This is a genomic window from Mesorhizobium sp. B2-1-8 (assembly GCF_006442545.2).
Taxonomy (GTDB): Bacteria; Pseudomonadota; Alphaproteobacteria; order Rhizobiales; family Rhizobiaceae; genus Mesorhizobium.
Genome location: NZ_CP083952.1, coordinates 6,294,717 through 6,310,213, shown reverse-complemented (window position 1 = coordinate 6,310,213; position 15,497 = coordinate 6,294,717). Strand labels below are relative to the sequence as shown.

General features: G+C 60.9%; 14 protein-coding genes and 1 tRNA gene. 6 read left to right on the top strand and 9 right to left on the bottom strand.

The features are described from left to right. The first annotated feature begins 78 nt into the window (after positions 1-78). Together FJ970_RS30840 and FJ970_RS30835 are read left to right on the top strand one after the other, a co-directional pair. The gene (locus FJ970_RS30840) at positions 79-1,173 is read left to right on the top strand and encodes a 2'-deoxycytidine 5'-triphosphate deaminase (RefSeq protein ID WP_140757818.1); all 1,095 of its coding nucleotides are present in this window, start codon (positions 79-81) and stop codon (positions 1,171-1,173) included. A 172-nt stretch (positions 1,174-1,345) separates the two neighbouring features. Then, a protein-coding gene (locus FJ970_RS30835; RefSeq protein ID WP_227791897.1) for an IS630 family transposase occupies positions 1,346-2,289 on the top strand; the annotation gives its coding sequence in 2 pieces (ribosomal slippage) (positions 1,346-1,682 and positions 1,682-2,289; 945 coding nt in all). 12 nt (positions 2,290-2,301) lie between these two features. Here FJ970_RS30835 and FJ970_RS30830 read toward each other — a convergent pair. From FJ970_RS30830 to chvE, 5 genes are all read right to left on the bottom strand, one after another. Beyond that, the gene (locus tag FJ970_RS30830; RefSeq protein WP_140765075.1) at positions 2,302-2,625 is read right to left on the bottom strand and encodes a hypothetical protein; all 324 of its coding nucleotides are present in this window, start codon (positions 2,623-2,625) and stop codon (positions 2,302-2,304) included. A 179-nt stretch (positions 2,626-2,804) separates the two neighbouring features. After that, positions 2,805-3,797 carry an AraD1 family protein gene (gene araD1, locus FJ970_RS30825; RefSeq protein ID WP_140765077.1) on the bottom strand — a complete coding sequence of 331 codons (993 nt, stop codon included), beginning with the start codon at positions 3,795-3,797 and terminating at the stop codon, positions 2,805-2,807. 202 nt (positions 3,798-3,999) lie between these two features. Next, a complete protein-coding gene (gene mmsB, locus FJ970_RS30820; protein ID WP_140765079.1) occupies positions 4,000-5,292 on the bottom strand; it encodes a multiple monosaccharide ABC transporter permease in 1,293 nt (430 codons plus the stop codon). Then, on the bottom strand, positions 5,289-6,821 hold the full coding sequence (gene mmsA, locus FJ970_RS30815) for a multiple monosaccharide ABC transporter ATP-binding protein (protein ID WP_140765081.1): 1,533 nt from the start codon (positions 6,819-6,821) through the stop codon (positions 5,289-5,291). Before mmsA ends, mmsB begins: the two co-directional genes overlap by 4 nt. Positions 6,822-6,986: 165 nt before the next feature. Continuing rightward, positions 6,987-8,057, bottom strand: coding sequence for a multiple monosaccharide ABC transporter substrate-binding protein (gene chvE / locus FJ970_RS30810; RefSeq protein ID WP_140765083.1), 1,071 nt, complete (start codon positions 8,055-8,057; stop codon positions 6,987-6,989). A 291-nt stretch (positions 8,058-8,348) separates the two neighbouring features. On the opposite strand from chvE, the gene FJ970_RS30805 reads away from it, so the two are divergent. The 3 genes from FJ970_RS30805 (at position 8,349) to FJ970_RS30795 (ending at position 10,774) form a co-directional block, all read left to right on the top strand. Next, entirely contained in the window at positions 8,349-9,338 is a 990-nt protein-coding gene (locus tag FJ970_RS30805; RefSeq protein WP_140765085.1) for a LysR family transcriptional regulator, read from the top strand. 107 nt (positions 9,339-9,445) lie between these two features. Continuing rightward, on the top strand, positions 9,446-9,796 hold the full coding sequence (locus tag FJ970_RS30800; RefSeq protein WP_140765087.1) for a protamine-2 (modular protein): 351 nt from the start codon (positions 9,446-9,448) through the stop codon (positions 9,794-9,796). A 225-nt stretch (positions 9,797-10,021) separates the two neighbouring features. Beyond that, entirely contained in the window at positions 10,022-10,774 is a 753-nt protein-coding gene (locus tag FJ970_RS30795; RefSeq protein WP_227792216.1) for a Stf0 family sulfotransferase, read from the top strand. Positions 10,775-11,005: 231 nt separating this feature from the next. Here FJ970_RS30795 and FJ970_RS30790 read toward each other — a convergent pair whose 3' ends face one another. Continuing rightward, complete coding sequence (locus FJ970_RS30790) at positions 11,006-11,839, bottom strand: FkbM family methyltransferase (protein ID WP_181178816.1); 834 nt, start codon at positions 11,837-11,839, stop codon at positions 11,006-11,008. Positions 11,840-11,914: 75 nt separating this feature from the next. Between FJ970_RS30790 and FJ970_RS30785 the strand changes: the two genes are divergently transcribed. After that, positions 11,915-12,223, top strand: coding sequence for a hypothetical protein (locus tag FJ970_RS30785; protein WP_140765093.1), 309 nt, complete (start codon positions 11,915-11,917; stop codon positions 12,221-12,223). A gap of 243 nt (positions 12,224-12,466) precedes the next feature. Here FJ970_RS30785 and FJ970_RS30780 read toward each other — a convergent pair. The 3 genes from FJ970_RS30780 to FJ970_RS30770 form a co-directional block, all read right to left on the bottom strand. Further along, positions 12,467-12,540 (bottom strand) — tRNA-Gly (locus tag FJ970_RS30780). Positions 12,541-12,592: 52 nt separating this feature from the next. Then, positions 12,593-13,717 (bottom strand): acyltransferase family protein, encoded by a 1,125-nt coding sequence (locus FJ970_RS30775; protein WP_227791989.1) that lies wholly within the window; start codon positions 13,715-13,717, stop codon positions 12,593-12,595. A gap of 83 nt (positions 13,718-13,800) precedes the next feature. Then, positions 13,801-15,291: a hypothetical protein gene (locus tag FJ970_RS30770; protein ID WP_140765095.1), complete on the bottom strand. Its 1,491-nt coding sequence runs from the start codon at positions 15,289-15,291 to the stop codon at positions 13,801-13,803. Positions 15,292-15,497: the final 206 nt, after the last annotated feature.

The following is a 15,497-nucleotide window of genomic DNA, read 5'->3' as shown; positions in this document are numbered from 1 at the left end:
CCCTTTAGACCCGCGCCACGCTTGCGTCAATTGCCGGCTTCATTAAGAGGTTTGTATCAAAGGCCCAGGAGCCAGACTTTGCGGCAGACAGGCATTCTTCCCGATCAGGACATTTCGGCGCTGTTCCAGTCCGGCGCGCTGAAATCGCCGCGTGCGCTCGATGCCGATCAGATCCAGCCGGCCAGTCTTGATCTCAGATTGGGTGAAAAGGCCTGGCGGGTGCGGGCCTCGTTCCTGCCCGGTCCCAACCACAAGGTCTCGGAAAAGCTCGATCGGCTGCAGCTGCACGAGATCAGTCTGACCGAAGGCGCGGTTCTCGAAACCGGCTGCGTCTATATTGTGCCGCTGCTCGAGAGCCTGGCCCTGCCGGCTGGCATTTCGGCCTCGGCCAATCCGAAGAGCTCGACTGGTCGGCTCGACATCTTCACCCGCGTCATGACCGACCGGGGCCATGAGTTCGACAAGATCGCCGCTGGCTATCAGGGTCCGCTCTATCTCGAAGTCAGCCCGCGCACCTTCCCGATCATTGCGCGCACCGGTTCGCGCCTGTCTCAAATCCGTTTTCGAACCGGCAACGCGCTGCTTTCGGAAGCCGAACTGCATGAATTGCACCGCGCCGAGATGCTGGTCGCCACCGAGCCGCCGAACATTTCGGGCGGCGGCATCGCGCTGTCGATCGATCTCAACGGCGACAAGGATGGGCTGGTCGGCTATCGCGGCAAGCACCACACTGGCCTCGTCGATGTCGACAAGCGCGCCGCCCAGGATGTCGTCGACTTCTGGGAGCCGATCCACAAGAGCGGCGCAGGCGAACTGGTGCTCGATCCAGACGAGTTCTACATCCTCGTCAGCCAGGAGGCGGTGCATGTGCCGCCGCTATACGCCGCCGAGATGACGCCCTTCGATCCGCTGGTCGGCGAGTTCCGTGTCCACTATGCCGGGTTTTTCGATCCGGGGTTCGGCCATTCGGCGGCCGGCGGCACCGGCAGCCGGGCGGTGCTCGAAGTGCGCAGCCACGAAGTCCCGTTCATCCTCGATCATGGCCAGATCGTCGGCCGGCTGGTCTACGAGCACATGCTGAAGCGGCCGCAGGCGCTCTACGGAACCGACCTGGGCTCCAACTACCAGGCGCAAGGCCTGAAGCTGTCCAAGCATTTCCGCGCCGCGCGCTGATCCTGACGCCATGAGGCCATGCAGAGCTTTAGCCGACCTCTCCAGCCCGACGAGTTCAGCATCCGTTTGACGTTTGACTATTCTAGAGCGGGATGAGATTTATAAGAGTCGTGAGATTCCCAAATCATCGCAGTTCTGATTCAACATGCATGCTGGGAGGAGGCCAGCATGGATGGCAGCCTATTCGATGGACCTTCGCGAGCGGGTTGTAGCCGCGGTCAAGACGGAAGGGCTCTCGCGACGCGCGGCGGCGGCTCGATTTGGCGTCAGCTACAGCGCGGCCATCGCGTGGCTTAAGCGCGTCGAAGAGACTGGCAGTGCTGCGCCTCGCCAGGTCGGCGGCTACAAACCGAAGAAGCTCTCGGGAGCGTGGCGCGACTGGCTGATCGAACGCTGTCACGACAGGGACTTCACCTTGCGCGGGCTTGTGGCCGAACTTGGCGAGCGTGGCCTGAGGGTCGACTACCGTTCGGTGTGGGAGTTCGTGCATGCCGAGAAGCTCAGTCACAAAAAAAGACGCTGATCGCCGTCGAACAGGATCGTCCCGATATCGCGCGACGGCGCATGCAGTGGACGAAGTATCGGGACCGGATTGATCCGACGCGACTGGTCTTCATCGACGAGACCTGGACCAAGACCAACATGTCGCCGCTAAGGGGCTGGGCGCCGGTTGGACAGCGCATCAAGGCCAAAGTGCCGCATGGCCACTGGAAGACCATGACCTTCCTGGCCGCGCTGCGCCACGATCGCGTCGAGGCGCCCTGGCTGATCGACGGACCTATCAACGGCGAGAGATTTCTTCTCTATGTCGAGAAGGTTCTCGCTCCGACCCTCCAGCCGGGCGACATCGTCATCATGGACAATCTCGGCTCGCACAAAGGCAAGGCGGTGCGCCGCGCCATACGCGCCGCCGGCGCCAGGCTCTTCTTCCTGCCGAAATACTCGCCCGATCTTAATCCGATCGAACAGCTCTTTTCAAAACTCAAGCACTGGCTGAGAAAGGCAGCAAGCCGCACCGTCCAAACCGTTTGCGACGCGATCGGCCAAATTCTCAACCGCATCACACCGACAGAATGCTCACACTACTTCGAAAACTCCGGATATGACCGAAACTAATCTCATCCCGCTCTAGCCGTGAAACATGCGCTTTCTCGCAGTGCCGAGACACGCATTGAAGCTGCCGATGAACAGCAGTTCGCGCCGTGCGAGTTGCGTTTTACCCCAGATGCGTGTCTGCCTTGCAGCGTCAAGCGAAGCCTTTGATCCTTCCAAGGGGAACAGGACTTTGTCCAGGCAGCCGAGGACATGGGCTCGGGCTGAGTCTATCCCGCATGGCTTGGCCGCCTCGTTCAGTTTCGCACCGCCAAGCGTGGACATTCGCTGGTCAGCGTTTTGCATCAGAAATTCGACCTGAGGACTTGAGTAACCGGACGTCAGAAGCCGGTTCTTCATAAGCCCGAGTGCTTCGCCATAGGATTTGGGACTGCACTGCGCGGCTCCATAAGCCACGGACGACGCGTGCGCGAGCAAGAGCACGAAGCCAAGGCTTCGTACGGCGCCTGGCACATACCTCAAGACCATATGTCAAAGCCTGTCATGGGACCATCGACGACGTCCTGATGTCTGGCGCGTCACAGCGCCTTCACCGCCACCTTCACCGGCTTTTCGATTTCCAGCGGGTTGCGCAGCGGCAGTCCAAAATCCCCTGCCTCGATCTCGAACACGTCGCCGGCCTCGGTATTGATGCCGTCGGCGAAGGACAGCGTCGCGGTGCCGAACATATGCACATGTACGTCGCCCGGCTGGCGGAACGCCGAATATTTGAAGTGGTGGTGCTCGAGATTGGCGATGGTGTGCGACATGTTCGCTTCGCCCGACAGGAACGGCTTCTCCCACAATGTCTTGCCGTCGCGCACGATGCGCGACGTGCCGCGGATGTCCGAAGGCAGGTCGCCGATCAGGATCTCCGGCCCGAACGAGGCATTGCGCAGCTTGGAGTGGGCAAGGAACAGATAGTTCACGCGCTCGGTCACATGGTCCGAGAATTCGTTCGATAGCGTGAAGCCGACGCGGAATGGCGCGCCGTCATCGCCGATGACGTAGATCCCGGCGACCTCCGGTTCTTCGCCGGCGTCCTTGGCGAAGGCCGGCGACATGAGCGCCGCGCCAGGCGCGACCGCCATGGTGCCGTTGCCCTTATAGAACCATTCCGGCTGCACGCCGACCTGGCCTTTCGCGGGCTTGCCGCCTTCCAGCCCCATGCGGAACATCTTCATGGAATCGGTGAGTTGCTCCTCGCCGTCGGTGCTGAGCTTCTTGTGCATGGAATCGCGCGTCGCGGCCGACCCGAGATGCGTCAGCCCCGTGCCGGTCAGATGCAGATGCGCCGGGTCGGGGTGATTGATCGGCGACAGGAGGCGCCCCCTCTTATAGGCGGCGTCCAGATCGATCGTCTCGCCAAGTCCCTTGCGTTCGATCAGGGCGGCCAGGCCGACGCCGGTGCGGGCGGCCTCCATCGCCAGCGAATAGACGCTGCGCGCGCCGTTGATGATCCGGGTCTTCCCGCCGCTGCGGGCAACGACACGGATCGTCTCGGCGTCGTCGAGAATCTGCGAGATCAGCATGATCAGTCCTCTCTCATTTATCTGTATCCGGCTGCCAATGGGCAAACCCTGACCGGCGCGGCGCGGAAACGCGCCACGGTTGAAACGCTTCGTCCGGATTGCGTTCGCGAGCCTGGTCCTTCCCCGGACTTCTGGTGCCGACGGGCCGCCGGCAGCTTCGCGATCTAGAACCCGTATGCCTCCTAGTCCTCGCCCCCAGCCCTTAAGCCTTGTTCTTGTTGTAGACGTCGAAGATGACGGCCCCGAGCAGGACCAGTCCCTTGACCACCTGCTGCCAGTCGACATTGACCCCCATGATCGACATGCCGTTGTTCATCACGCCCATGATGAAGCCGCCGACCACCGCGCCGATGACCTGGCCGACGCCGCCCATCGCCGAGGCGCCGCCAATGAAGACGGCCGCGATCACGTCGAGCTCGCTGCCGAGGCCCGCGGCCGGCACGGCCTGGCCGAGACGCGCGGCGATGATGAGGCCGCCGAGTGCCGACAGCACGCCCATATTGACGAACACCAGGAGCGTCAGCCGTTCGGTGTTGATGCCAGACAGTTGCGCCGCCTTGGCGTTGCCACCCATGGCATAGATGCGGCGGCCGATGGTCATGCGCTTGGTGACGAAGACGAACAATGAAATCAACACGCCCATCACCAGGAGCACGATCGGCAGGCCCCGATAGGTCGCGAACTGGAAGACCAGGAACAGCGCCAGCGCGCTGCCTACCAGGGTCTTGATGACGAACAGCGTGAAAGGCTCGGCCTCATAACCGTGGCGTTCGCGCTTGCGCCGCCCCCTGAAGCCGAAATAGGCGTAGGCGAGCACCGCGACCACGCCCAGCACGATCGTGGTCATGTGCAGCGTGAGCCCGCTGCCGACAATGGTCTTGCCGGCGGCATTCACCGTCGGTGGGATCAGCGTCAGCGGGCCGATCACGTCCGGGATGAAGCCGGAACTCAGCGCCTTGAAACTGTCGGGAAGCGGACCGACCGAGGAGCCGCCGCCAAGCAGCGCCTGGCAGATGCCGCGGAAGATCAGCATGCCGGCGAGCGTCACGATGAAGCTTGGTATGCGGTGATAGGCGATCCAGTAGCCTTGGGCCCCACCGATCAACCCGCCGACGACCAGGCAGACGATCGAGACCACCAGTGGGTTGCTGAACATGCCGAGCGGCCAGATGACCATCATCATGGCGGCAAGTGCGCCGATGAAGCCGGCGACCGATCCTACGCTGAGATCGATATAGCCGGCGACGATGACCAGCAGCATGCCGAGCGCCATCACGATGATGAACGAGTTCTGCTGCACCAGGTTGCTGAGGTTGACCGGTTTGAACAGCGTTCCCGACGTCGTGTACTGGAAGAACAGCATGATGACGATCAGCGCGATGATCAGGCCGTATTCGCGCAGGTTCGTCGTCAGCGCCGAGACGGCGATGCGAGGACCCTGCTTGACGTCCTCGGCGGTGCCGCTTTGCGGCGCGGGAGCGCTGTCTGTGCTCATGATGCTTTTCCTTCTCCGCGAACAATGGCGCGCATGATTTTTTCCTGGCTGGCGTCGCTTGCCGCCATCTCGCCGACCATGCGTCCTTCGTTCATGACATATATTCTGTCGGAGATGCCGAGCAGTTCCGGCATTTCCGATGAGATGACGATGATCGCCTTGCCCTCGGCGGCGAGGCGAGCGATGATTGTATAGATTTCGTACTTGGCACCGACGTCAATGCCGCGCGTCGGCTCGTCGAGGATCAGAACCTCCGGGTCGGCGAACAGCCATTTCGACAGCACCACCTTCTGTTGGTTGCCGCCCGAGAGATTGCCGGTCAGCTGATAGACGCTGGATGCACGGATATTGGTCTTTTTGCGATAGTCGTTGGCGACGCTCATTTCGCGCATATCGTCGATGACGCCGCCATTGGAAACGCCGGCGAGGTTGGCCAGCGTCACATTGTGCTTGATGTGGTCAATGAGGTTCAGCCCATAGGTTTTGCGGTCTTCGGTGACGTAGGCGATGCCGTTCTGCACTGCCTTGCCCACTGTCGAAAGGTCTGCGGGCTTGCCGTTGAGCAGCACCTCCCCGCTGATGTGCCGGCCATAGGAGCGACCGAACAGGCTCATGGCGAATTCGGTGCGGCCGGCGCCCATCAGCCCGGCGATGCCGACAACTTCGCCCTTGCGCACCTTGAGGTCGATGCTCTTGATCACTTGCCGTTCGGCATGGATCGGGTGGTAGACGGACCAGTCCTTGACCTCGAAAATGACGTCGCCGATATCAGGCTCGCGCGGCGGGTAGCGATCGTCGAGAGACCGGCCGACCATGGAGGTGATGATCCGGTCCTCGCTGATCTCCTTCCGCGGCAATGTCTCGATCGTGCGCCCGTCGCGGATCACCGTCACCTTGTCGGCGACGCGGTTCACCTCGTTGAGCTTGTGGGAGATCAGGATCGAGGTCATGCCCTGCCGCTTGAACTCAAGCAAAAGATCGAGCAGCGCCTGGCTGTCCTTCTCACTGAGCGATGCCGTCGGCTCGTCGAGGATCAGGAGCTTGACTTCCTTGCTGAGCGCCTTGGCGATCTCGACCAGCTGCTGCTTGCCGACGCCGATATTGGTGATCAGCGTCTTGGGGTCTTCCCTGAGACCGACTTTCTTCAAAAGCTCGGACGTGCGCGCCTCGTTGGCGTGCCAGTCGATGACGCCGTATCTGGCGTGTTCGTTGCCGAGGAAAATGTTTTCGGCGATCGACAGCATCGGCACCAGCGCAAGTTCCTGGTGGATGATGACAATGCCCTTGTGTTCGCTGTCATGGATGCCTCTGAAATGGCATTCCTGGCCCTGAAAGATGATTTGGCCATCATAGGTGCCGGAGGGATAGACGCCCGACAGCACCTTCATCAGCGTCGACTTGCCGGCGCCATTCTCGCCGACCACGGCGTGGATCTCGCCTTCCTCTACGCTGAGGTTGACGTTCGAGAGCGCCTTCACGCCGGGGAACGTCTTGGTGATGTCGCGCATCTCCAAAATCGTCGAGGTCATCAGGGCAAGCTCCTCCTAGACTTTCTTGTTTTTACGCAATTCCTGACGGAAAACCGCTACGCACTTTTCCTGGAATTGCTCTAGGCCGGCAGAAACAATACCGGGGTCGCTTCTGAACGAAAAGGGGCCCTGCGTTGCGCAGGACCCCTGATTTTATAACCGGAATTACTTCAGGTCTTCGGCCTTGATGTAACCGGAGTCGACGACCAGCTTCTGGTAGTTCGACTTGTCGACCTCATGCGGCGTCAACAGGATCGAGGGAACGACCTTGACGTCGTTGTTGTAGGTCTTGGTGTCGAGGCCGTCAGGCTTGCCGCCTGAGAGCACCTTGTCGACCAGTCCGACAGTGGCCTTGGCCAGGTCGCGGGTGTCCTTGAACACGGTCGAGTACTGCTCACCCGAGATGATCAGCTTGACCGAGGCGGTCTCGGCGTCCTGACCGGTCACGATCGGCCAGGGCTGAGCGGCCGTGCCGTAGCCCACCGCGCGCAGCGATGCGGTGATACCGCGCGACAGGCCGTCATAGGGCGACAGAACGCCATCGACGCGGCTGCCGTCCGAGTAGTTCGCCGACAGGAGGTTGTCCATGCGGGCCTGGGCGGTTGCCGCCAGCCAGCGCAGCGTGCCGACCTTGTCCATGCCCATCTGACCGGACTTGATCTTGATCGAGCCGTCGTCGATCAACGGCTGCAGGACCGAAATCGCACCGTTGTAGAAGAAGAAGGCGTTGTTGTCGTCCGGCGAGCCGCCGAACAGTTCGACGTTCCACGGCTTGGTGTTCGGAAAGCGCTCCTTGAGACCCTTGACCAGCGAATTCGCCTGGATCACGCCGACGCCGAAATTGTCGAAGGTGGTATAATAGTCGACATTGGGTGTCTTCTTGATCAGGCGGTCATAGGCGACGACGACGACGCCCGCGTCGTTGGCCTTCTGCAGCGCATCCGACAAAGTGGTGCCGTCGATCGAAGCGATGATCAGCGCCTTCGGGCCCTTGGTGATTTCGTTTTCCAGCTGGCTGAGCTGGTTGGGGATGTCGTCCTGCGCATACTGCAGGTCGACAGTGTAGCCGAGAGCCTCGAGCTGGGATTTGACGGCGTCGCCGTCGTTGATCCAGCGCTGCGAGGTCTTGGTCGGCATCAGCACGCCGACAAGACCCTTGTCGGCCGCGTGCGCCTGATAGCTCATGGCAGCGATGCCAAGGGCCGCCACGGCGGCCAGCGTCTTGATAATCTTCACATTACTCTCCCTGGTTGATGGACGCGACACCTCGGGGCTTCGCGGGTCGCGCAACCGGACAGGAGCGCAAACGCGCCGCTGTCGGCTTTATCGATCTCCGGTATCCTCCCAATCGGCTCCGCGACGCAGTTTCAATCGATACGATTTTGTTCGTTACCGACCCCTGCACCTCGGAACGCGCGGAGGGTGGGTCGCTTTGCCATAACTGTCAAATGCGATCTTTGGTGGTTGCTATACCGAAACCGGTATGATCTAGCATCCGGGAAGAACCGACGGAAAGGCTGGAAGATCATGGCGGCGTTGCGCGATCCCGATGCGATTCCAGTAAGTTACGAGAAGCTCCCGGGAGACGGGGAAACACTCCTGCGCAGTGGCTTGAGCTTGCGCCACATGCGCATGATAGCCGCCCTCGACGATCACGGACGGGTGAGCGCCGCGGCCCAGGTCATGAACATCTCCCAGCCGGCCGCCTCGCGCATGATCGCCGAGATGGAGGCGGTGCTCGACGTCAAGCTGTGCGAACGGCTGCCGCGCGGCGTAACCCTCACCCCCTATGGCCAGGCACTTGCCAGGCGGGCGCGCTCGATCCTGCTCGAGATGCGCGAAGCCGATCGCGAGATTGCCGAGCTCAAGGCAGGCAAGGGCGGCTCGGTGTTCCTCGGCGCCGTGACCGCGCCGGCGATCGAATTGGCCGTGCCGGCGATTCGCGAGATCCGCCGCATCTACCCGCGCATCGAGATCACCATGCAGGTCGAAACGTCGAACGTGCTCGCCCGCGAGCTGATCGCCTCGCGCCACGACTTTATCATCGCCCGCATTCCCGACGACCTCAATCCGCGGCTGTTCGAATCCCGCGTCATCGGCGTCGAGAAGGCCTGCCTGATCGTACGCCGCGGCCACCCGCTCGCGAGGGGTAATGTGGTGCGGCTGGAAGACACCGCTGCCTATGACTGGGTCTTCCAGTCGGGCGGTTCGCCCTTGCGCCAGGCGATGGAGAGCAACTTCCTGAACCGCAACATCGCGCTGCCGGACCGGATCTTGAACACCAGCTCGCTGCTGCTCACGCTGGTCATGGTCGCGCAATCCGATGCCATCGCGCCGGTATCGGTGCAGGTGGCGAAGTTCATCCAGAACCCGGACGGGCTTGCCGGCGCCATCGACGTCGTCCAGACCGAATTCGACATCGAGGTCAGGCCCTACAGCCTGATCACGGTCAGGAATCGCGTACTGTCGCCGGCGGCCAAGATGCTGCATGATTTCATCCTGCGCGAAGTGGGCTGATGGAACGAGAATCGCCGTCGCGCGTTCAAAAAAAATCGGCATGCGCGCTGGAGCCTGTTTCGGGCGAGGGAACGAGGTGTCGGTGGTCAACAACTCGGGAGGTTTTCATGGAACGTCGGTTGTTTCTTACTGGAATGCTTGGCGTTGCGGGGGCAGTGGCGTTTGCGAGCGTGGCCGGACCTGGCCGCGCGCTTGCCGGTGTTCCCCAAGGCAATGGAATTCTCGATGAATTGGACAAGCCGGATCCGGCTGTCTTCGAAGGGGACGATCAGGTCGAACTGGAGCAGGTCTCCGATCGCCGCTGGCGTCGCTGGAGACATCGCGGTCCCGATGGCTACTGGCGTCGCCGCCATGGACGCCGCCGCGGCTGGAGACGGGTTTGCCGCAGCTACTGGCGCCACGGCCGCCGCCGCGTCCGCTGCCGGCGCGAGCGCGTCTGGCTCCGCGTCTGGCTGTAATCGCTTCTGGTTGACGGCCACCACAGCGTGGCCGATCACCTGACCGTGACGGATTAAGTAATTTAGCTTATTCTAATATCGAATCGACGGAGCATGCCAGCCCATCTCCGTTGCGGAGTTGTCGAGCGGAGCTGCGACCATGCCGAGGGGCGACCAAGAAGAACCGTATTCTAGAATTGTGATCAAGCGTCTACAATCTGGAGGCACTCGGCACGCATGAGGGGCGTGGCAATATTGACCGAAGCCCGCAGCGGTTCTGAATGGCTTGGCAGCCTCACGAACAGCACGGGATTATTCGGCAAGTCAGCCGAATGGCTCGACACGGCCAATCTGGGCTGCAAGCCGAAATCCTTTGATGATCTGCTATCCGCCGTGATCGATCGCGGCGGAACCGCGAACGGCACGTTCGCCGTGAAGCTGTTTCCACGGCATCTTCACTGGTCGCAGGCCAAATATGGAGCCGACTTCCTGGCGGAATGCAGCCGACGCCATGCCATGGGTTTGATCCTGCTGGAACGGCGGGACCGTCTTCGCCAAGCGATTTCCTATTGCCGGGCGAAGGCGTCAGGCCATTGGAGAAGCACGATGGACGGCGCGGACCTGGTTCCGCAATACGACTTCGCCGGCATCTGCCAAGCCTATTTCATGATCGAGCAGAGCTATGCCTTCTGGGAGGCTTACCTGCGGTTGGCCGATCTGCGTTACGATCACTTTTTCTACGAGGATCTGCTGGACGATCCTCGTCCCTACGTCGCGTCGGTGGCCCGGCAGTTGTCGATGGAAATGCCGGACGGAGAGTTCGAGACGAATTTGCGCCTGCAGCGGGACGACCTCACCGAAGATTGGGCGGAGCGGTTCCGCAGCGACGTCAAATCGGAAGACCTGCTGGCGCATCTGCCCAAGAAGGTGGCGCCGCGGAATATCAACAACCTCGCCCGGTTCCTCCTCAAGAAGGAGATGCGAATCGGCCAGGCTTAGGCATTCCTGACAGCCCTGCCAGTTGGACAGGTTCTGACGTAGACCAGCAGTAGACGAACGTATAGGCGATTGCGCCGATCAGACCCCACGCGCCGATCGAGGGGCCGTTGCTCGTCCAGTGCATCTGCGCGGCAGTGCCTGAAACGGCGAGCATCACCAGCATCTGAGTGATGCGTAAGAATTTCTGCTCCATCTCGCGCATATGGCACTCACAAGGAAACGATTGAAGGCCTACGGCAAAAGTAGGATATCGTAGGTATCTTCTGGCAGTTCGCGGATATCGGCCTGTTTCTCGGACTTGCCGTCGAACACGATGCATCGTCGATAGGAGCGGGCCAGGTATTCCGTCATTTCGGAGACTTTGGCTCGATCGTAACGGCCGGGCACGTATTCCATGAGAATCGGAACACCTTGATCCACAATCTCCCCCATGGATCTGATCGCATCGGGTTCGGCGCCTTCGATATCCATCCATACAAGCCCGATCTCTTCCGGGCTGACGTCGAGGTCTTGCAGTATGCCGTCCACGCGGCGCAGTGGGACTTGAACCGATGTTCCGCCGTGATCAGTTATGCTGCTGGCCCCAAAATTCTTCTCGTCAAAATAGAAATCGACTGTCCCATCCCTGTCCCCAACCGCACACTCGATGACCGAGGTTTTCTCAGCCAGCCCGTTCAAGGCAAGGTTCTGCTTCAGCAGGTGGATATTGTTCGGCGCCGGCTCGACGCAGATCAGCCGGTCAAAATGCCCTTGCCTGGTGAGATAGACGCTATGTGTCCCGATGTTTGCGCCTAGCTCCAACAGCGTTTTCCCAAAGGGCTGGCCGATTATCTCAAGTACCCTGTCAGCCAAGGCTCGCTGATATTGGCCATTCCTGAAAAGGTGCCGGCCTACTAGTTCATGAGGCGAGAAAACAAGCCTGTGGTCAGCGAACTGCCTTGTGACAAAAACTATGTCTTCATTGATCGTCAGCAGGCTGAAGTACCGAAACCCGTCAAAGGTACGGAGTCCGGCGAACAATTTGTCGCGCGAGCGCTTTAGCGCCCTGTCGAATGGTCGAAACATTTTTAGCCCCATGCGGTAGTACTAGCGGTAAGTCCGCTTTCTAACAACACTGCAAAATTGATTTTGAAGAAACCTATGTCCATTCTCTGGGAACGGAGTCTAGTGCCGTGGCTTAACGCCAGCGCCACGCCGTACAGCGGCGCGCAGGCGTATTTCTATGATGCCGGTACGCTGACGCCGCACTGTGATCCGGAACGATTTCCGGTGGTCGCCAACTCGGGCGGCATGTTCCCGCCAGTCTTCCCGGCAGAGCAGATCCACTATCATTTGAGGATCGAGGACGCCGGCGTCTCGACCATCTGGGTTGTAGACAATATCTCGGTGCCGACAACCGTTGTCCCGGACCCGCCCAGCGGGGCACCGACACGCAATATCTGGTGCTGACGGGGGATCTGAAGCAGACATGGCGAGCCTCGACCCCGACCGGGTATGTCCGATGCAACGGACGCACCACAGGCAATGCTCGTCAGGCGCCACGGAACGGGCAAACGCCGACACCAGCGCTCTCTTCCAGTTCCTGTGGACCGAAGATGCAACATTCGAGCATGGACGATGCCGGAACCGATGGTGTAAAACCGCCGGAATCTCGGCCAACCCCGATCAGCCGCAACGCCTTGTGTAGCCTGCTGGAGCGGGTAGCGGGAATCGAACCCGCGCGTTCAGCTTGGGAAGCTGACAGGCTACCATTACATCATACCCGCGCTGCAGCCTCGTTATCATGACCGCATGGCTTTGGGCAATCGCAAACCGGTCTCACAATGAGGGCTTCGCCAGTTCACCAGTGACGGTCGGCGCCTCTTCCCTGACCTTTGCGACTTCGCCGCCGGCGGCGAAGCTCGGCCAGTATTTCGAGACGGCCAGCGTCGCGCCGGCGGAAGAGAAATGACCATAGTCGAAATAGAGAAACTGCTTGCTGGTGGCATCCGCATAGGAACAGCCGATGGCGTCGCACAGATAGGTGAGCGGGTCGATGAAGGTCGCGCCCTTGGCGAAGAGCTGCACCTGCTTGTTGATGTCGGCATCCATGGCCATTGGCCAGGATGTACTCACGGCGCCTTCGTGTTTTGCAAAGAAAGCGATCTTCTGGACGTCGGCGATGAATTCCGGAGACTGGCCGATGACATAGACCTTGACACCCATGTCACGCAGCCGGTCGATCGTCGTCTGCAGTCCGCCGAAGCCCCTGGCCTTGTAGTCCGTCCATCGGCCGCTCAGGATCACCGCCTGGATATTGGCATCGCGGATGATCGACAGCGCCCGTTCGTTGAAGCGGGTGCGGTTCGGCCTGGCATAGGAAAAGAAGGACAGGTTGGGTGGGCAGCCGGCATAGGTATATTGGATGACGTTGGCCTGGATTTTCTGCGCGTTGGCCTCCAGGCCCGAAACGTAGTGAGCCGCGAAGGAATCGCCCCACAGCAGCACATTGGTGGGAAAGCCATGCGTGCGCGTGCAGTCGGCAAGGTTCCAATCCTCGATCCGGCTCGCGCCCTCGTTGAAGCAGACGCTGTTGCGCCAGTCCCCCACCACGATCCGTTGCGTCGAGAAATCGGGGAACCGCTGCGGAAAGCCGTTGCCGAGCATACCGGCCAGACCGCCGACGCACAGCAGGGCGATCGCCGTCGCCGAAAAGGCGAAGATAGGCAGCGCGGCGGTGAAGGCCCGCTTCCGCCGGAAAGGCTGCTCGACATACTTCCAGGAGAAGGTCGCCAGGGCGAAGCTGGCCACCGTCATTGCGACGATCGTCGGCACCGAGACGGCTTTCAGCGAGAGATAATGGACGAAGGAATTGATCGGCGAGTGAACAAGGTAGAGCGAATAGGAGATGAGGCCGACCCAGACCATCGGAGCGAATTGAAGCACGCGCGTGGCGACAGGCACGGGGCGGTCCGCGTGATTCTGGCCCGGATGTGAATGCCAGGCCTTCGAACGCTGGCCACGCCGGTTTTGCGGGATCGGGTGAATCAGGCGCCGGGCAGGTAGATCACGGCATAGTCGTCGGCATAGGCCCGCTTCCAGCCCAGTTCATTGAAGAAGGGGATGCGGGTGTCATCGGCCGTGAGCAGTGCCCAGCCGATGGCGTATTTCTTCAACTGGGCCTCGAGCAGCGGTTTTCCGCCGGTTTGCCCCGTTGCGTCGTCGGCTTTCATAAAACCGCCGAGAAACAGCTGGTCCGTCCTGCCGTCGACGTAGGTCTTGATGCCATGGAAAACCAGCGTGCCGCCGAAATTGTAGGAATTCAAGACATTGCCGGACAGGTGGTGATCCCTGGCGAATGCAAGAGCACCGCTGGCCGACGTCTTCGGGCTCGGCGCGACCTGGTAGGCGTTGTTGAGCGCAAGCGACGCGCCAACCAGCAACACCGCCGTCGCGCCGCAGAGCAGATGGAATTGGCCGGCGAAGAATTTTTCCAGTCCGTCACGCTTTTCGTTCAGCCAGACGCTGGCTGACAGGGCGGGGTACTGGCGCGCGACTTCGACCGCAACCACCAGCGGAACAAGCAGGAAGAACAGATAGACGAAGCGCTGATGCGACAGGTAGACATGCAAGGTGAAGACGATGAACAACGCCTTGGCCCAGCCGATCCGCAACCTTGACGTCATAAGCCCGAAAAGCGCCACCAGTATCGCGGCTTCCTGCATGTCCTGTTCCGGGGCATTGAACGGCCGCCACTCCAGGATCAGCGGCACCGCCTCATTGCCATGGGCAACGGTGAGCGTGGCCAGGATGGCTTGCACACCATAGGGATGGATGAGGCAGACCAGCGGACAGAGCAGGCCAAACGCCACCCACTTCGCCAAGAGAGCGGGTTTCGACAGGCCGATGCGCGCCAGGACATCGAGACCGGCGAAGGCGGTGATGACGAAGCTCAAGGTGAAGGTAGCGTGGAGGTTGGCCCAGAGCACAACCAGCGCGAGGAGCCACCAGGGCGGAGCCCGCTCCTCTGCCGATGCACGAAACAACACCGCCGTCCAGATGACGATGATCGGCAAGGTGAAGACGTGGGGACGCGCCGTATAGATAGGGGCGATCAGGAAGGCCAGGATGAATGTCAGCGCTACCGCCACTATCGGCCTCAGCCACGCGCTGAGGAACCATGCCGTCACGAAGACTGTCAGCCCTATCGCGGCGATGATCAGCGCGGCGACGCCATTCCATCCGCCGATACTATAGGCAACGCTCAGAAAGACCTGCCCCAGCCATTCCTTTGCGATCCACGGATGCCCGGCAAAAGTGTAGGAATAGGGATCGACCGTTGGAAATGTCCGGTTTGCGAGGAAATCCAGCCCGACTTTCACTTGCCACCAGCTGTCGGGGTCCTTGAGGGTCGAGCCCGCGAATGGGGCCAATCCAGCAGCTATGATGGAGGCTGCGAACAGGCAGAATACCAGCTTGATGCGCTGCGCATCCTCGAGCCGCGACGTGGTCGGAACGATTGCCTCAACCTGGTTCATGTCGCGCTCCAGGCCATTTCGCCTCTATTCTTGTCGACCGATCGGGGGCATCCGCGCCACCGACGAACGAAACGGGCCTAGCCGGGATGAAAAACGGCAGCGAAGAGCCGGTTTCCCGCCAGATGGACAAACGGGTTTTCGGCGAGAGCGCCAACCTCGCTGGAATGACCGCGCATCCCAGCGTCGTGTTCAACAGGCCGACGGCG

Excerpts from the sequence above, each read along its gene's own strand:
- FJ970_RS30830 (WP_140765075.1), bottom strand. The coding sequence starts at position 2,625 with ATGAAGAACCGGCTTCTGACGTCCGGTTACTCAAGTCCTCAGGTCGAA.
- araD1 (WP_140765077.1), bottom strand. The coding sequence starts at position 3,797 with ATGCTGATCTCGCAGATTCTCGACGACGCCGAGACGATCCGTGTCGTT.
- mmsB (WP_140765079.1), bottom strand. The coding sequence starts at position 5,292 with ATGAGCACAGACAGCGCTCCCGCGCCGCAAAGCGGCACCGCCGAGGAC.
- mmsA (WP_140765081.1), bottom strand. The coding sequence starts at position 6,821 with ATGACCTCGACGATTTTGGAGATGCGCGACATCACCAAGACGTTCCCC.
- FJ970_RS30805 (WP_140765085.1), top strand. The coding sequence starts at position 8,349 with ATGGCGGCGTTGCGCGATCCCGATGCGATTCCAGTAAGTTACGAGAAG.
- FJ970_RS30800 (WP_140765087.1), top strand. The coding sequence starts at position 9,446 with ATGGAACGTCGGTTGTTTCTTACTGGAATGCTTGGCGTTGCGGGGGCA.
- FJ970_RS30790 (WP_181178816.1), bottom strand. The coding sequence starts at position 11,839 with ATGTTTCGACCATTCGACAGGGCGCTAAAGCGCTCGCGCGACAAATTG.
- FJ970_RS30785 (WP_140765093.1), top strand. The coding sequence starts at position 11,915 with ATGTCCATTCTCTGGGAACGGAGTCTAGTGCCGTGGCTTAACGCCAGC.
- FJ970_RS30770 (WP_140765095.1), bottom strand. The coding sequence starts at position 15,291 with ATGAACCAGGTTGAGGCAATCGTTCCGACCACGTCGCGGCTCGAGGAT.